The organism is Sphingomonas sp. Leaf17 (assembly GCF_001421505.1).
Lineage (GTDB): Bacteria > Pseudomonadota > Alphaproteobacteria > Sphingomonadales > Sphingomonadaceae > Sphingomonas.
Genome location: NZ_LMKL01000008.1, coordinates 209872 through 225508 on the forward strand (window position 1 = coordinate 209872; position 15637 = coordinate 225508).

Consider the following 15637-nt stretch of genomic DNA (forward strand, 5'->3'; position numbering starts at 1 on the left):
CGATGCATTTCACGATCAATGGTCAATCGCATGACACCGACCCCGATATTCGCGCCTCGCTGCTCGATGTGCTGCGCGAACATGTCGGCCTGACCGGCACCAAGAAGGGCTGCGACCATGGTCAGTGCGGTGCGTGCACGGTGCTGGTCAACGGACGGCGGATCAACAGCTGCCTGACGCTGGCGGTGATGCATCAGGATGACGAGATCACGACGATCGAGGGGCTGGGCAGCGCGGATAACCTGCATCCGATGCAGGCGGCGTTCGTGCGCCACGACGGATACCAGTGCGGCTATTGCACGCCGGGGCAGATCTGCTCGGCGGTGGGGATGCTGGACGAGGTCAAGAAGGGCTGGGCCAGCCATGCGTCGGAATCGCTGAGCGACGTGACCCTGAACGACGACGAGATTTCGGAGCGGATGAGCGGCAATCTGTGCCGCTGCTCGGCCTATCCCAACATCGTCGATGCTATTCGTGAAGTCTCCAGTAGCGACGTATCCAGCCGCGAAGTTTCGGGAGCCGACGCATGAAGACGTTCCAATATGCGCGCGCCGACAGCCCCGAGGCGGCGGTGGCGGCGGGTGGCGGCGAGCGGGTGAAGTTCATCGCCGGCGGCACCAACCTGCTCGACCTGATGAAGTTGCAGATCGAGACACCGGAAAAGCTGGTCGACATCAGCCGGCTCGACCTGAACACCATCGAGGAACGCGAGGATGGCGGGCTGACGATCGGCGCGCTGGTGCCGAACAGCGATCTGGCCGCCGACCCGCGTGTCGTGGCGAAGTATGAGGTGCTCGCGCGTGCGCTGCTGGCGGGGGCGTCGGGGCAGTTGCGGAACAAGGCGACGACCGGCGGCAACCTGCTCCAGCGAACACGCTGTTATTATTTCTACGACACCGCGATGCCGTGCAACAAGCGCGAGGCGGGCACCGGCTGTTCGGCCAAGGATGGGTTCAACCGGATCCTGGCCGTGCTGGGGACAAGCGAGCATTGCATCGCAACGCATCCGAGCGACATGGCGGTGGCGATGCGCGCGCTGGACGCGACGGTCGTGACGTTGAAGGCGGATGGCGACCGGCGGCGGATCGCGCTGGACGCGTTTTATGCGTTGCCGGGCGAGACGCCGGACGTGGAGACGGTGCTGGAGCCGGGCGAGCTTATCACCCATGTCGAGTTGCCCGCGCCAAAGGCCGGCAGGCATCTGTACCGCAAGGTGCGCGATCGCGCATCCTATGCGTTCGCGCTGGTGTCGGTCGCGGGTGTGGTCGAGGTGCGGGACGGGGTGATCGCCGGCGCATCGCTGGCGTTCGGTGGGCTTGGGCCGATGCCGTGGCGCGACCCGGCGGTCGAGGCGGCCCTGGTCGGACAGGCCCCGGGTGATGCCGTGTTCGCGCGCGCCGCCGATATCCTGCTCGCCGAGGCGCGCGGGTATGGGTCGAATGATTTCAAGATACCGCTGATGAAGCGCACGCTGATCGCGTCGCTTCGCGAACTGACGGGAACCGGCATATGAGCGATACCAACAGCCTGACGATGGACGCGCCGGTCGAGCGCAGTCTGCTGGACACCGGCGTGCAGGACATCATCGGCAAGCCGATCGACCGGATCGAGGGACCGAAGAAGGTGTCGGGCGCGGCGACCTATGCCGCCGAATATCAGTTTGACGATATGGCGTACGGCGTACTGGTTGGCGCGCGGATCGGTGCCGGTCGGGTGGTGAATATCGACGCCGACAGCGTGCGCGCGATCCCCGGCGTAATCGACGTCGTCACCGACCTGAAGACGTTCCTGCGCAACCCGCAACAGGGCGGCCAGGAAGGCGCCCCGACGCAGGGCGTGAAGGAGATCTTCTATCAGGGAACGATCATCGCGATCGTGCTGGCCGAAAGTTTCGAGGCAGCGCGGGACGCGGCGCAGCGGCTGAAGGTCGAGTATGAGGAGCATGAGGGCGTCTTCGACTTCGACGCCAATAGCGACAGTGCCGACAAGCCCGCCGACGACATGATCCCGGCGCACAGCGAACAGGGCGATATCGACGCGGCGATCGCGGCGGCCGATGCCTCGGTCGATGCGACCTTCGTGACGCCAAGCCAGAGTTCGGCGGCGATGGAGCCACATGCCTCGATCGCGACATGGGATGATGACGGCGCGCTGACGGTGTACGGGTCGTACCAGATGCCGACGTCGAACGTCTCGCAGCTCGCGAAGTCGCTGGGCGTTTCCGAGAAAAAGGTGCGGATCATCGCCGCCTATGTCGGTGGCGGGTTCGGGTCGAAGCTGGGCATTTCGGCGGAGGCAGTCGCGGCGGCGATCGCATCCAAACAGCTTGGCCGTCCGGTCAAGGCGGTGATGGCGCGCCAGCAGGTCTTCGAGGCGACGGTGCGGCGGTCGAACACGCAGCAGCGGCTGCGGCTGGCGGCGAAGGCCGATGGCACGCTGACGATGATCGCGCACGAGACGCTGACCTCCAATCTGGAGGGCGAGGATTATTTCGAGCCGGCCGGGATCGGCACGCATTTCCTGTATGCGGGCGAAAGCCGGCGGATCACGCATGATATCGTCCGGCTGAACCTGTTGCTGTCGGGGTCGATGCGCGCGCCGGGCGAGGCGGTCGGCATGCTGGCGCTGGAAGGCGCGATGGACGAACTGGCGGAAAAACTGGGGATGGACCCGGTCGATTTGCGCAAGAAGAACGATCCGAGTGTCGACCCGGAAAAGGACATCCCGTATTCCACGCGCGGCCTGTCGCGCTGTCTGGACGAGGGCGCGGCCAAGTTCGGCTGGGCGGATCGGCCAATGCAGCCCGGCAGCCGGCGCGAGGGCGAATGGCTGATCGGCATGGGCATGGCGTCGGCGTGTCGCGCGAACATGCTGATGCAGTCGTCGGCGAGCGTGACGCTGAACCCGGACGGCACCGCGACGATCGCGACGGCGATGACCGATATCGGCACGGGCAGCTACACCATCCTGGCGCAGATCGCGGGCGAGTTGCTGGGCCTGCCGGTCGAGCGGATCACGGTTCGGCTGGGCGATACCGCGGATGCGCCGGCCGCCGGGTCGGGCGGATCCTGGGGTGCCGGATCGGCCGGGTCGGCGGTGTATCTGGCGTGCGAAAACCTGCGCGGGCAGCTTGCCAAGGCGATGGGTGTCGATGCGGAGGCGATGACGCTGAAGGACGGCACGGTCATCGGCGACAACCGCGCGGTGCCGATCCAGAGCCTTGTCGGGGACGGGATACAGGCGACCGGCGAGATCAAGCCGGGTAGCCAAGAGAAGCAGACGACGCAGGCGGCGTTCGGTGCGCATTTCTGCGAAGTCGCGGTCAATGTCGTGACCGGCGAAACGCGGGTCCGGCGGATGCTGGGCGTGTTCACCGCCGGGCGGATCCTGAACGCCAAAACCGCGCGGTCGCAGTGTCTGGGCGGCATGACCTTCGGCATCGGCACCGCGCTGACCGAGGATCTGATCCACGATCCGCGCAACGGCAAGCTGGTGAACCGCGACCTGGCGGAATATCATGTGCCGGTGAACGCCGACGTGCCGCAGCAGGAGGTCATTTTCCTGGAGGAGCGCGACATCCACACCAACCCGCTGCACGCTAAGGGCATCGGCGAGCTGGGCATCTCGGGTGCAGGCGCGGCGATCGCCAACGCGGTGTATAATGCGACGGGCGTGCGGGTGCGGGAATATCCGATCACGCTGGACAAACTGCTGGAAGGATTGCCGGCGGTCTGATTTCCGGGGCGGTGGGTCTTTCGCCTCTCCACCGTCATTGCGAGCGTTAGCGAAGCAATGACGGAGGGGGGCTGGCGTGACGATTATGGGGTGGTCATTATAGAAAAGCGGGACCTTCGCTCTTGCGAGGGTGACGGGGTGCCCCTGCCCCGGCAGCATGAGGTGATGGCATGACCGAATATCGCATGGATGCCCGTCACGTCCCGACCGCGCTGGATCGCGGGGTGCAGGGTGTGCTCGGACGTGGGCTGGACCGGGTGGACGGGCCGGCGAAGGTCACGGGTGTGGCGCGCTATGCGCTCGACCGGCGGCTGGAGGGGATGGCGTATGGCGTGGCGATCACCGCGACGACGGCCAAGGGCCGGGTCGTGTCGATCGACGCCGGACTTGCGCGCGCGTTGCCGGGGGTGATCGACGTGATCGTCGGCGACCCCGCCCTGCCCCGCCAGACGCCGATCTTCGGCCAGCCGGCGGCGCAAGGCTATGACGGGACGCTGACCAGCTATGGCGAAGTCGTCGGCATCGCGGTGGCCGAGAGTTTCGAGGCGGCGCGGGATGCCGCGCGCGCGGTGGTGGTGACGTGCGAAGCCGCGGACGGAGCACGCTTCACGCTGGACGACGGGCGCGACGATGCCGACAGCCCGGCCGAGGGCGCAATGCTGCCCGATACGGTGAAGGGCGATGTCGACGCGGCGATGCGGGCGGCCGATGTGACGCTGGACGTCGTCTATACGACCCCGCGCCATGTCCATGCGGCGATGGAGCCGCATGGGTCGGTGGCGGTATGGGACGGCGACGCGCTGACGCTGTACGGATCGTTGCAGATCCTGCGCATGGCGAAACCGGTGCTGGCAGCGTCGCTGGGCATCGCACCGGACAATATCCGGTTGCTGTCGCCCTATATCGGCGGCGGGTTCGGCGGCAAGAACACGTCGGCCGACGCGATCCTGGCGGCGGTGGCGGCGAAGCGGATCGGCCGGCCGGTGAAGGTCGCGCTGAGCCGTCAGCAGCTGTTCCATTCGGTCTATGGCCGCAGCGACACGCGCCAGCATATTCGCCTTGCGGCCGACCGCGACGGGCGGCTGACCGCCATCGCGCAGGACAGCCTGGTGGCGCAGCGGATCGGCGCGACGTCGTTCGAGCCGGTCGCGCTGGGTGCGGTCGGGCTGTACGCGGGTGAGAACCGCAGCTTCACGACGCGGATCGCCAAGCTGAACCTCACGCCGCACGGCCCGGTCCGCGCGCCGGGCGAGGCGGTCGGCATGACGGGGTTGGAATGTGCCATGGACGAAATGGCCGAGGCGCTGGCGATGGACCCGATCGCTTTCCGGCTGGCCAACGAGCCGGCGGTCGACCCGACGACGGGCAAGCCGTTTTCCTCGCGGCGGCTGGCGGAGTGTTTCGCCAACGGCGCGGCGCTATTCGGCTGGGACGCGCGGGTCGCGACACCGGGAGCGCAGCGAGAGGGCGAGTGGCTGGTAGGCCTTGGCGTCGCGACGGCGGCGCGGGTCAACTTCCTGAGCGATTCCGTGGCGCGCGTGACGCTGTCGCCGGACGGCCGGGCGGCGGTCGAGACCGACATGACCGACATCGGCACCGGCACCTACACCATATTGGCGCAGGTGGCGGGCGAGGCGCTGGGCCTGCCGATGGAGCAGATCGACGTGCGGCTGGGCGACAGCCTGTACCCGCCGGGTGCCGGGTCGGGCGGATCGTTCGGGGCGGCGTCGTCCGCGTCGTCGGTGGCGCTGGCGTGCGAGGATATCGTCGCGGTGCTGGCCGCGCGGATGGAGGCCGAGCCGGCCGACATGACGTTGAAGGACGGGCATGCGATCGCCGGCAACCGCCGGGTGCCGTTGAGTGAACTGACGCGGGGACAGCCCATCGCCGGTCTTGGCACCATCCACCCGGGCCGCAACAACAAGACGTTCAGCCAGGCCACGCACGGCGCACAGTTCGCGGAAGCGCGCGTCAACGCGGTGACCGGCGAGGTGCGGGTGACGCGGATGCTCGGCGTGTTCGATTGCGGCCGGATCCTGAACGCGAAAACCGCGCGCAGTCAGGCGATCGGCGGGATGATCTGGGGCCTTGGCTATGCGCTGCACGAACATGCGGTCGTCGACACGCGGACCGGGGCGTATGTGAACCGCGACTTCGGCGAATATCATGTGCCGGTGAATGCCGACGTGCCGCAGATCGAGGCGTATTTCGTCGAGGAGATCGACCGCGACGCGAACCCGGTCGGTGCGAAGGGGATCGGCGAACTGGGCATTTCCGGTGCTGGCGCGGCGGTGGCCAACGCGATCTACAATGCGTGCGGCGTGCGGGTGCGCGACTTTCCGATCACGCCGGACCGGGTGATGGCGGGGTTGCCGCCGGTGTAGGTGTTTCCGGGAGCTGTCCCGTGTGGCGCCCCCCCTCCACCATGCTGCGCATGGTCCCCCTCCCCGCGTACGGGGAGGATCTTTAGGATGACGATATGGCTGAGAATGACAGCGTCCTGGCGGCGGCACGGAACTGGACGGGTGAGCGGCTGGCGCTGGCGACCGTGGTGTCGACCTGGGGGTCCGCGCCGCGGCCGAAGGGCAGCCACATGCTGGTCCATGCCGATGGGCGGTTCGAGGGATCGGTGTCGGGCGGCTGCGTCGAAAGCGATATCCTGGCGGTGGCGGCGGAGGTGATCGCGGGCGCGCCGTTCCAGGTCCGCGACTACGGCGTGGCGGATGCGGCGGCGTGGGAGGTCGGCTTGCCGTGCGGAGGCAAGATCTCGGTGATGGTGCAGCCGGTGTCGGCGGACGGGTTCGACCCCGAACTGTTCGACCGGATCGCCGAGGCGCGCGCGCAGGGGGACTCGCTGACCGTCACGACCGACCTGTCGACCGGGCACAGCGATTTGCGGCCGGTCGAGACGGGGGAGGTCTTCGTCAATCGCTATGACCCGCCGCGCCGGCTGCTGATCGTCGGCGCGGTCCAGATCGCGCAGAGCCTGGCCGGACTCGCGCGTGAACTGGGGATCGAGACCGTGGTGATCGACCCACGCGCGCGCTTCCTGACGGCGGAGCGGTTTCCGGGCGTGACGCTGGACGATCGCTGGCCGGACGAAGCGGTTGCCGCGTACCGGCCGGGACCGGCGACGGCGGTGGTGACGCTGAGCCACGACATCAAGATCGACGATCCCGCGCTGGTCGCGGCACTGGCGTCGAACGCGGCCTATGTCGGCGCGCTGGGATCGCGCAGAAGCCATGCGGCGCGACGCGAACGGCTGGCCGAACAGGGCGTGGGCGCCGACGCGATCGACCGGATCGACGGGCCGGTCGGGATCGACATCGGCGCGATCGGCCCGTCCGAAATCGCGCTGTCGATCGCCGCCGCGATGATCGCGGCGTTCCATGGTCGCGGTTGAGCGGACGGCGCTGATCCTGCTGGCGGCGGGCGCGTCGCGGCGGTTCGGGGCGGCGGACAAGCTGGCGGCGGACGTCGGCGGGCGACCGCTGGGGCTGCACGTCGTCGCGGCGCTGGCGGATGTGCCGTTCGCCGCGCGGATCGCGGTGGTTGACGGGTGCCGGCTGGACTTCGCCGCCCACGGCTACCGCGTGATCCGCAACGACGACGCGGCCAGCGGCATGGCTGGGTCGATCCGGCTGGGCGTGGCGCGGGCGAAGGCGGAGGGCGCAGACGCGGTGCTGATCGTGCTAGCCGATATGCCGCGCGTAACCGCCGGGCATGTCGCCCGGCTGTTCGCGGCGGCGGAAGACGGCGACGCGGTGGTGGCGTCGAGCGACGGCGTCCGGCCGATGCCGCCGGCGCTGTTCGGTGCGGACCGGTTCGACGCGCTGCTGGCGCTGGAGGGGGACGCCGGCGCACGGGCGATGATCCGGGCTGCGCGGCATGTGGTGGCGAACGCGGGCGTGCTGGTGGATGTGGATACGGTGGGGGATCTGGCGCGGGTTGTTGGTTAGGTGGATTAGGCGGGCGACAGCTGCGACAATTTGTGCCGGTTTGCGGCGTCTGTGGTTGGCAGAAAGCCGCCTTTCCAAGAGCCACATCTCAATGTGTCACTAAAAAGAAAGCTTAATTCTTCAAATTTCATGAGATCCAGTTGCTATACATCAATGCCCTTAGCATTGGCTGTTTCGATCAAAAACAATGCCATACTTCCGGCCATGTTCACAGCTAACGCCGCATGTCGAGGTGCTGGCTTGACCGGCCGCCCGCCCGAAGCGTGGGCATCGCCTACCTTGTTGCGCAACGTTCCTAGACCTTCAACGATGCTCGCTGCGCTACCCAATATACGCTTGAACGCATCTTCCGAATGTTGCGAGGGTGCAATGTTAAGCAGTTCCGATGCTTGCCGATACAGTTTTGGCAAATCATCGCTAGGGCCATAGGTGGCGTTGCCATCGGTATCTTCGAGAAGATGCTTGCAGACGGTTTCAAGTAAGGTCCGTGCTGCCGTAATCGCACCAGCAGGATCGGCTTCGCGCCGAGAAAGCGCTTTGTTCCAGGCGTCAGTGATGCCTTCAGCGTCGAACCGCTGAAGCGCATCGGTTACTATGGCATCGGCAGGCGCCGGACTCCGTTCGAGCCTGTCAATTAGCGGCATGAACTGTTCCCGAACATATTTGCGTCGCGGCTCCCACTGGCCGCTATGCCCTTTCAAAAACGCCCACATTGCCGCCTTATCTTGCGTAGTCCGAACGAAAGCTGGAACAAGATGCGAAACCGTAGGATCGTCCATGAACTCACGCCGAAGTAAGCGATAGACAGAGTCATCCATGTTGGCACCGCCCTCACAGAGCGAGACAAGTCCATTACGAAGTGTCATGGCCCGCTCAAGTTTATTGCTCGGCAAGTCGACAAGACCAACGACAGAAGTCTGGTTGAAGAAGCTCATTACGGCTCTATAGCGCGACCATCACTCCAATTCCAGGATCACCGCATCGACTGCCAGGCTATCGCCCTGCTTGGCGTTGACCGTCTTTACCCGTCCGGTCTTTTCGGCGCGGAGGATGTTTTCCATCTTCATGGCTTCGACGACGGCGAGGGGCTGGCCGGCTTCGACCGCGTCGCCTTCGGCGACGTCGAGGCGGACGAGGAGGCCGGGCATGGGGCAGATGAGGAACTTCGACAGGTCGGGCGGGATCTTTTCGATCTGGTGGCGGGCGTGCGGGGCGACGTGGGCGGGCAGGACGCGGACGTCGTGCGAGGCTCCGTGCGTCGTCAGGCGGAAGCCGCGGCGGGTTGGGGCGATCCGGATCGAGAGGGGTGGTGTGCCCTCCCCGTCCGCGTCGTCCTCGTCGTACAGGGTCTCGACCTCGATCAGGCGGTCGCCGGGGGTGTATTCCATGGCGAGATCGAGCGACGTGCCGTCGACGGTGATGCCGTCAGTGGAGACGGCGACGGCGTAATCGGTCTTGCCGATGGTCGCCATCCAGTCGGAGGGCGGCGCGAGTTTTCGCCCCAGCTGGCCGTCGATGCGGCGCGCGCGGTCGGCCTGCGCGGTGGCGGCGAAGGCGGCGACGGCGGCGAGCGTGCGGAGCAGCTCGGGCGACGCGGGCGCGCCGTGGAAGCCGTCGGGATATTCCTCGGCGATGAAGCCGGTGGTGATCGTGCCGGCGCGGAACCGCGGATGCTGCATCAGCGCGGAGAGGAAGTCGATGTTGTTGCCCGGCCCCTCGATCTCGAACGCGTCGAGCGCCGCGATCTGCGCGTCGATCGCGCCGAGGCGGGTGGGGGCGTGGGTGATGAGCTTGGCGATCATGGGATCGTAGAACATCGACACCTCACCACCCTCGTTCACGCCGTCGTCGACGCGGATGGTCACTCCCCTCCCGCTCGCGGGAGGGGTCGGGGGTGGGGAGTCCTGACCCATAAGCGGATCGCCCGACGGTGCCGTGTCCCCACCCCCGGCCCCTCCCGCAGGCGGGAGGGGGGATGGCGGATTATACCGCACCAGCCGGCCGGTGCTGGGGAGGAAGCCGCGATACGGATCCTCGGCGTAAACGCGGGTTTCGACCGACCAGCCGTCGAGGCGGACCTGATCCTGGCGCAGCGGCAAGGGTTCGCCGGCGGCGACGCGGATCATCAGCTCGACAAGGTCGAGGCCGGTGATGCATTCGGTGACCGGGTGTTCGACCTGCAACCGGGTGTTCATTTCGAGGAAATAGAAGCTGCGGTCCGCGCCGACGATCAGTTCGACGGTGCCGGCGCTGTAATAGCCGACGGCGGCGGCAAGCGCGACGGCCTGCTCGCCCATCGCGCGGCGCATCTCGGGCGTGACGAAGGGCGATGGCGCTTCCTCGACCACCTTCTGGTGGCGGCGCTGGATCGAGCATTCGCGCTCGCCGAGGTAGAGGATGGTGCCGTGCTGGTCGCCCATCACCTGGATTTCGATGTGGCGCGGGCTTTCGATGAACTTTTCGAGGAAGACGCGGTCGTCGCCAAAGCTGGCCAGCCCCTCGCGCTTGGTCGCGTCGAAGCCCTCGCGGACGTCCTGTTCGCTGTACGCCAGACGCATGCCCTTGCCGCCGCCGCCGGCGCTGGCCTTCATCATCACCGGATAGCCGATCTCCGATGCGATGCGGACCGCGTGGTCGGTGTCGTCGATCTCGCCGACGAAGCCGGGAACGACGCTGACGCCCGCCGCCTTCGCCAGTTTCTTGGACTCGATCTTGTCGCCCATCGCGGCGATGGCTTTGGGCGGTGGCCCGACGAAGGCGATGCCGGCGTCGGCGCAGGCGCGGGCGAAGCTCTCGCGCTCCGACAGGAAGCCGTAGCCGGGATGGATGCAGTCCGCGCCGGTTTCCTTCGCCGCCAGCAGGATCAGGTCGGGGTTGAGATAGCTTTCCGCCGCCGGTGCGGGGCCTAGGCGAACCGCCTCGTCGGCCAGCAGGACGTGGGGGCTGCGCGCGTCAGCGTCCGAGTAGACCGCGACGGTGGCGATGCCCATTTTCCGGGCCGTGCGCATGACGCGGCAGGCGATTTCACCACGGTTGGCGACGAGGATTTTCTTGAACACTAGCGAAACCTCAAAAATCTAAAGGATATCGGCGCAGCCCACCCAACGTACCCGATCAGAGCTACAGCAACGTAGATTCTGATCGGCGTGAGATCACACATTTCAACGCTATCGGGAGCCATTCCGCAGCTACGAAGCGCCAAAAGAAAAAAACCAAAAGCGGCTGCGATCCAGTAGATCACGCTCATCAATACGAGCGATAGCATCAGCGGATGCCATGCTTTCATGATGCACTTACATCATCTTCCCCGGCGAAGGCCGGGGTCCAGTTGCGGGCGGGTTGTGACGACGCAATCCACGTCGCCGCATCCGCTCTCCCGACTGGGCCCCGGCCTTCGCCGGGGAACGGTGAAGGAGTGGCGTGGAGGCGTGTCACCGGCGCCAGATCAGCGATTTCAGTTCCGTGGTGCGCAGCTTCGTCAGTGCGGTCTTGCAGCGGGACTGGGTCATCGGTTCGATCGAGCCGCCGCTATATTCCGCGCCGGCGATCACGCACTGCGCATCGCGGTACGCCAGCCACGCGCGCTGGCTGGCGAGCGTGGCGGCGGCGTAGCCGAAGCCGCCGCCGCGCGAGGTGTCCTGCGCGTCGCGGCCCTTCATGTACGCATAGGTACGCTTCCACTGCGCGGTCATCGCCGCGTCGGCCGCCCGGTACTCCAGCCCGGCGCAACTGTTCATCGCCGCCTGGCTGCGCGGGGCGTTGCAGCCCGGCGTGGCGGCCAGCAGCAGGATGGTCAGCAGCATGACTTTTCCTTGATCCGCATCGGTTCGGGGCCGTCCATCGGCACCAGCCCGAGCTTGGTGAACAGGGCGGCGTCCGCGCCGCCGCCGGCGTTGCCGGTGGTCAGCAGCTTGTCGCCGGTGAAGATCGAGTTCGCACCGGCCATGAAGCATAGGGCCTGCGTCGCGTCGGACATGCTCTCGCGCCCCGCCGACAGGCGGACCATGCTGAGCGGCATGGTGATTCGCGACACGGCGACCGTCCGGACGAACTCGATATCGTCGATTTTCCCCATCGGCGTGTCGGCCAGCATGTCGCCGATCGGCGTACCGCGCACCGGGACCAGCGCGTTGACGGGGACGCTTTCGGGATGGCGCGGCAGCGTGGCGAGCGCATGGACGAAGCCGACGCGGGTCTCGCGCGTCTCGCCCATGCCGACGATGCCGCCGCAGCACACGTTGATCCCGGCGTCACGGACATGCGCCAGCGTGTCGAGCCGGTCGTCGAAGGTGCGCGTGGTGATAACGTTGGCGTAATTCTCGGGCGCGGTGTCGATATTGTGGTTGTAGTAATCGAGGCCGGCGTCGGCGAGCTGTGCCGCCTGCCCCGCGTCGAGCATGCCGAGCGTCATGCAGGTTTCCAGACCCATCGCCTTCAAGCCCTCGACCATCGCGACGACGGCGGGCATGTCGCGCGGCTTGGGGTTGCGCCACGCGGCACCCATGCAGAAACGCTGCGATCCGGCGGCCTTGGCCTCCGCCGCGCTGGCGAGGACGGCGTCGACGTCCATCAGCTTTTCGGCCTTCAGCCTGGTATCCGCGCTGGCCGACTGCGAGCAATAGCCGCAATCCTCCGGGCAGCCGCCGGTCTTGATCGACAGGAGCGTGCAGAGCTGGACCTGCCCCGCCGCGTGGTGCGCGCGGTGGATCGTCTGCGCGCGGAACATCAGGTCGTCGAAGGGCAGGTCGAACAGCGCGGCGATTTCGGCGCGGGTCCAGTCGGTGCGCGTCGTGGCGCGCGCCTGCGGGACTGGCGCGGGTGCCGCTGCGCGGACGAGGGTATCGGTCATTCTTCGGTATCCGTTTCGGGAGGCATGTTGTGCCCGAGCAGCCGTAGCACTTCTCCGGCGGCTTCGACCAGATTGGTGCCGGGACCGAAGATCGCCTGTACGCCGGCGTCGCGCAGGATCTGGTAATCCTGCGCGGGGATGACGCCGCCGGCGATGACCTTGATGTCGCTGCGCCCTGCGTCGCGCAGGTGGCCGATCAGTTCGGGGATCAGCGACTTGTGCCCCGCCGCAAGGCTGGACGCGCCGACGATGTCGACATCGCTGTCGACCGCGAGCGCGGCGGCTTCGGAGGGCGTCTGGAACAGCGGCCCCGGCACGATCTCGAACCCCAGATCGCCGAACATCGAGGAGACGAGGTTCGCGCCGCGATCATGCCCGTCCTGCCCCATCTTGGCGACGAGCATCCGGGGCTTGCGGCCCATCCGGCGTTCGGTCGCGGCGACGCCGTCGGTCAGGCGGGTCCAGCGCGCGTCGTCGGTGTACGCGCCGCCGTAGATGCCGGACACCGGCGTCGGCTGCGTGCCGTAGCGGCCGAACACGTCCTCCATCGCCGACGAGATTTCGCCCAGGGTGGCGCGGGCGCGGGCGCAGTCGACGGCGAGCGCGAGGAGGTTGTCGGTGCCCCTTGCTCCCTCGCGCAGGGCATCGAGCGCGGCGCGGCAGGCGGTTTCGTCGCGCGTCGCCTTCACGCGCGCAATCCGTTCGATCTGGCCGGCGCGGACAGCGACATTATCGACGTCGAGGATCTCGATCGCGTCCTGTTCGGCGAGCATGTACTTGTTGACGCCGACGATGACGTCCTCACCGCGATCGACGCGCGCCTGGCGACCGGCGGCGGCCTCCTCGATCATCGCCTTGGGCCAGCCGGCGGCGACCGCCTTGGCCATGCCGCCCTCCGACTGGATGCGCTCGATCAACTCCCATGCGCCGTCGACCAGCGATTGCGTCAGGCTCTCGACATAATAGCTGCCGCCCAGCGGATCGACGACCTTCGTCATCCCCGTTTCTTCCTGGATCACGATCTGCGTGTTGCGGGCGATGCGGGCGGAGAAGTCGGTGGGCAGCGCGATCGCCTCGTCGAGCGCGTTGGTGTGCAGCGACTGGGTGCCGCCCAGCATCGCCGCCATCGCCTCGATCGTGGTGCGCATGACGTTGTTGTACGGGTCCTGCTCGGTCAGCGAGACGCCGCTGGTCTGGCAGTGGGTGCGCAGCATCTTCGACCGCTCGTCCTGCGCGCCCAGCTGCGTCATCGCGCGGTGCCACAGGACGCGCGCGGCGCGCAGCTTGGCGATCTCCATGAAGAAGTTCATGCCGATCGCGAAGAAGAACGACAGGCGGCCGGCGAACTTGTCGATGTCGAGGCCGGATGCGACGCCGTATTTCACATATTCCATGCCGTCGGCGATGGTGAAGGCCAGTTCGTGGAGCTGCGTCGCGCCGGCCTCCTGCATGTGATAGCCGCTGATCGAGATGCTGTTGAACTTGGGCATCTCGCGCGACGTGTAGCCGAAGATGTCCGAGATGATCCGCATGCTTGGTTCGGGCGGGTAGATGTAGGTGTTGCGGACCATGAACTCCTTGAGGATGTCGTTCTGGATGGTCCCGTCGAGCAGCGCGCGCGGCACGCCCTGTTCTTCCCCTGCGACGATGAAGAAGGCGAGGATCGGGATGACCGCGCCGTTCATCGTCATGCTGACGCTCATCTGATCGAGCGGGATGCCGTCGAACAGGATCTTCATGTCCTCGACGCTGTCGATCGCCACGCCCGCCTTGCCGACATCGCCGGTGACGCGGGGGTGGTCGCTGTCGTACCCACGGTGGGTGGCGAGATCGAACGCGACGCTCAGGCCCTTCTGCCCCGCCGCCAGATTGCGGCGGTAGAAGGCGTTGGACGCCTCTGCGGTGGAAAAGCCGGCATACTGGCGGATGGTCCAGGGGCGGCCGGCATACATCGACGCGCGGACGCCGCGGGTGAACGGCGCGAAACCGGGCAGGCCGGGGTCGGTGGTCACGTCCTCAGGCGTGTAGAGCGGCTTGACCGCAATCCCCTCCGGCGTCGCCCAGGTGAGGTCAGCGTTCTTCGTTTCCTTCGCGGCGAGGCGCGCCCAGTCGTCGGGGGTCGGTTTATCAGTCATACTATCGTACCTCCCCGGCGAAAGCCGGGGTCCAAGTGCCGGGGTCGTCGCAATGCAGGACGGCATCCGCCAACATCGCGCATCGATATGGGGCCCCGGCCTTCGCCGGGGTGGTGCACACACGGATCATCATCGGCCCGTGAACGCGGCTTTGCGTTTCTGCAGGAAGGCCACCCCGCCCTCGACCGCATCGGCGCTGTCGGCGGCACGACGCTGGCCGTCGGCTTCGCGGGCCAGCGCGGTCGGATAGTCGCTGTCGAGCGCGGCCTTCAGGTTCGCGCGCATGATGCCGAGCGCCAGCGTCGGGCCGGCGGCAAGACGGTGGGCGAGTTCCATCGCGGTGGCGAGCAACGCGGCATCGTCGACGCAGGCGTAGATCAGGCCCCAGCCTTGCGCCGTTGCCGCGTCGATCTTCTCGCCGAGCATCATCATCTGCGTCGCGCGCGCCTTGCCGATCAGGCGCGGCAGCATCCACGACGCGCCACCGTCGGGGACGAGGCCGATATTGACGAACGCCTGGAGGAAATAGGCCGAGCGCGCGGCGACCGCGAAATCCGCGGCCAGCGCGATCGAACAGCCGATCCCGGCGGCCGGGCCGTTGACCGCGGTGACGACGGGCACGGGCAGGTCGGCGATGGCCAGCATCAGCGGGTTGTAATGGTCGGTCAGCGCGGCGTGGCTGGCCTCACCCTGCGTGCCCCCGCCACCCCCACGCGATTGCAAGTCCGCGCCCGAACAGAAGGCGCGGCCCGCGCCGGTGAGGACGACCGCGCGCGCGCCGTCCAGATCGGCGAGCGCGGCGGTGATCTCGCCCGCCATGTCGAGCGACGCGGCGTTCAGCCGGTCCGGGCGGTTGAGGGTTACCACCAGCACGTCGCCGTGCCGCTCGGTCAGGATGGTCTGGTAGTCGGTCACGTCGTAATTCCTTGTTCCAGCGGCCACCCGTGTACCTGCGCACG

12 protein-coding genes are annotated in these 15637 nt (G+C 67.2%); 6 read left to right on the top strand and 6 right to left on the bottom strand.

Annotated elements, in window-relative coordinates; all coding sequences use genetic code 11:
- The first annotated feature begins 2 nt into the window (after positions 1 to 2).
- The 6 genes from ASE75_RS13075 to ASE75_RS13100 all read left to right on the top strand — a co-directional run bounded on the left by ASE75_RS13075 (position 3) and on the right by ASE75_RS13100 (position 7694).
- A complete protein-coding gene (locus ASE75_RS13075; protein WP_082463974.1) occupies positions 3 to 530 on the top strand; it encodes a 2Fe-2S iron-sulfur cluster-binding protein in 528 nt (175 codons plus the stop codon).
- Complete coding sequence (locus tag ASE75_RS13080; protein ID WP_055934256.1) at positions 527 to 1513, top strand: FAD binding domain-containing protein; 987 nt, start codon at positions 527 to 529, stop codon at positions 1511 to 1513. The genes ASE75_RS13075 and ASE75_RS13080 overlap by 4 nt, the downstream gene beginning before the upstream one ends.
- Positions 1510 to 3735 carry a xanthine dehydrogenase family protein molybdopterin-binding subunit gene (locus ASE75_RS13085; RefSeq protein ID WP_055934258.1) on the top strand — a complete coding sequence of 742 codons (2226 nt, stop codon included), beginning with the start codon at positions 1510 to 1512 and terminating at the stop codon, positions 3733 to 3735. The genes ASE75_RS13080 and ASE75_RS13085 overlap by 4 nt, the downstream gene beginning before the upstream one ends.
- Before the next feature lie 170 nt (positions 3736 to 3905).
- Complete coding sequence (locus ASE75_RS13090) at positions 3906 to 6119, top strand: xanthine dehydrogenase family protein molybdopterin-binding subunit (protein ID WP_055934260.1); 2214 nt, start codon at positions 3906 to 3908, stop codon at positions 6117 to 6119.
- Positions 6120 to 6214: 95 nt separating this feature from the next.
- Positions 6215 to 7138, top strand: a complete 924-nt coding sequence (locus ASE75_RS13095) for an XdhC family protein (RefSeq protein ID WP_055934262.1) — start codon at positions 6215 to 6217, stop codon at positions 7136 to 7138.
- A complete protein-coding gene (locus tag ASE75_RS13100) occupies positions 7125 to 7694 on the top strand; it encodes a nucleotidyltransferase family protein (protein ID WP_055934264.1) in 570 nt (189 codons plus the stop codon). The genes ASE75_RS13095 and ASE75_RS13100 overlap by 14 nt, the downstream gene beginning before the upstream one ends.
- Before the next feature lie 143 nt (positions 7695 to 7837).
- Here the strand turns inward: ASE75_RS13100 and ASE75_RS15220 are convergent, their stop codons facing one another.
- From ASE75_RS15220 to ASE75_RS13130, 6 genes are all read right to left on the bottom strand, one after another.
- Positions 7838 to 8629, bottom strand: coding sequence for an abortive infection family protein (locus ASE75_RS15220; RefSeq protein ID WP_082463975.1), 792 nt, complete (start codon positions 8627 to 8629; stop codon positions 7838 to 7840).
- Between the two features lie 21 nt (positions 8630 to 8650).
- Positions 8651 to 10753, bottom strand: coding sequence for an acetyl-CoA carboxylase biotin carboxylase subunit (locus tag ASE75_RS13105; RefSeq protein WP_055934266.1), 2103 nt, complete (start codon positions 10751 to 10753; stop codon positions 8651 to 8653).
- 372 nt (positions 10754 to 11125) lie between these two features.
- Positions 11126 to 11497: a lysozyme inhibitor LprI family protein gene (locus tag ASE75_RS13115; protein WP_055934270.1), complete on the bottom strand. Its 372-nt coding sequence runs from the start codon at positions 11495 to 11497 to the stop codon at positions 11126 to 11128.
- On the bottom strand, positions 11488 to 12543 hold the full coding sequence (gene bioB, locus ASE75_RS13120; protein WP_082463976.1) for a biotin synthase BioB: 1056 nt from the start codon (positions 12541 to 12543) through the stop codon (positions 11488 to 11490). Before bioB ends, ASE75_RS13115 begins: the two co-directional genes overlap by 10 nt.
- Positions 12540 to 14678, bottom strand: coding sequence for a methylmalonyl-CoA mutase (scpA, locus tag ASE75_RS13125; protein ID WP_055934273.1), 2139 nt, complete (start codon positions 14676 to 14678; stop codon positions 12540 to 12542). The genes bioB and scpA overlap by 4 nt, the downstream gene beginning before the upstream one ends.
- Positions 14679 to 14807: 129 nt before the next feature.
- Positions 14808 to 15593: an enoyl-CoA hydratase-related protein gene (locus tag ASE75_RS13130; protein ID WP_055934277.1), complete on the bottom strand. Its 786-nt coding sequence runs from the start codon at positions 15591 to 15593 to the stop codon at positions 14808 to 14810.
- Positions 15594 to 15637: the final 44 nt, after the last annotated feature.

Bases quoted from the DNA above. Each gene is read 5' to 3' on its own strand.
- ASE75_RS13115 (WP_055934270.1), bottom strand. From the start codon at position 11,497: ATGCTGCTGACCATCCTGCTGCTGGCCGCCACGCCGGGCTGCAACGCC.
- ASE75_RS13075 (WP_082463974.1), top strand. From the start codon at position 3: ATGCATTTCACGATCAATGGTCAATCGCATGACACCGACCCCGATATT.
- ASE75_RS15220 (WP_082463975.1), bottom strand. From the start codon at position 8,629: ATGAGCTTCTTCAACCAGACTTCTGTCGTTGGTCTTGTCGACTTGCCG.
- ASE75_RS13090 (WP_055934260.1), top strand. From the start codon at position 3,906: ATGACCGAATATCGCATGGATGCCCGTCACGTCCCGACCGCGCTGGAT.
- ASE75_RS13100 (WP_055934264.1), top strand. From the start codon at position 7,125: ATGGTCGCGGTTGAGCGGACGGCGCTGATCCTGCTGGCGGCGGGCGCG.
- ASE75_RS13080 (WP_055934256.1), top strand. From the start codon at position 527: ATGAAGACGTTCCAATATGCGCGCGCCGACAGCCCCGAGGCGGCGGTG.
- ASE75_RS13095 (WP_055934262.1), top strand. From the start codon at position 6,215: ATGGCTGAGAATGACAGCGTCCTGGCGGCGGCACGGAACTGGACGGGT.
- ASE75_RS13085 (WP_055934258.1), top strand. From the start codon at position 1,510: ATGAGCGATACCAACAGCCTGACGATGGACGCGCCGGTCGAGCGCAGT.
- bioB (WP_082463976.1), bottom strand. From the start codon at position 12,543: ATGACCGATACCCTCGTCCGCGCAGCGGCACCCGCGCCAGTCCCGCAG.
- scpA (WP_055934273.1), bottom strand. From the start codon at position 14,678: ATGACTGATAAACCGACCCCCGACGACTGGGCGCGCCTCGCCGCGAAG.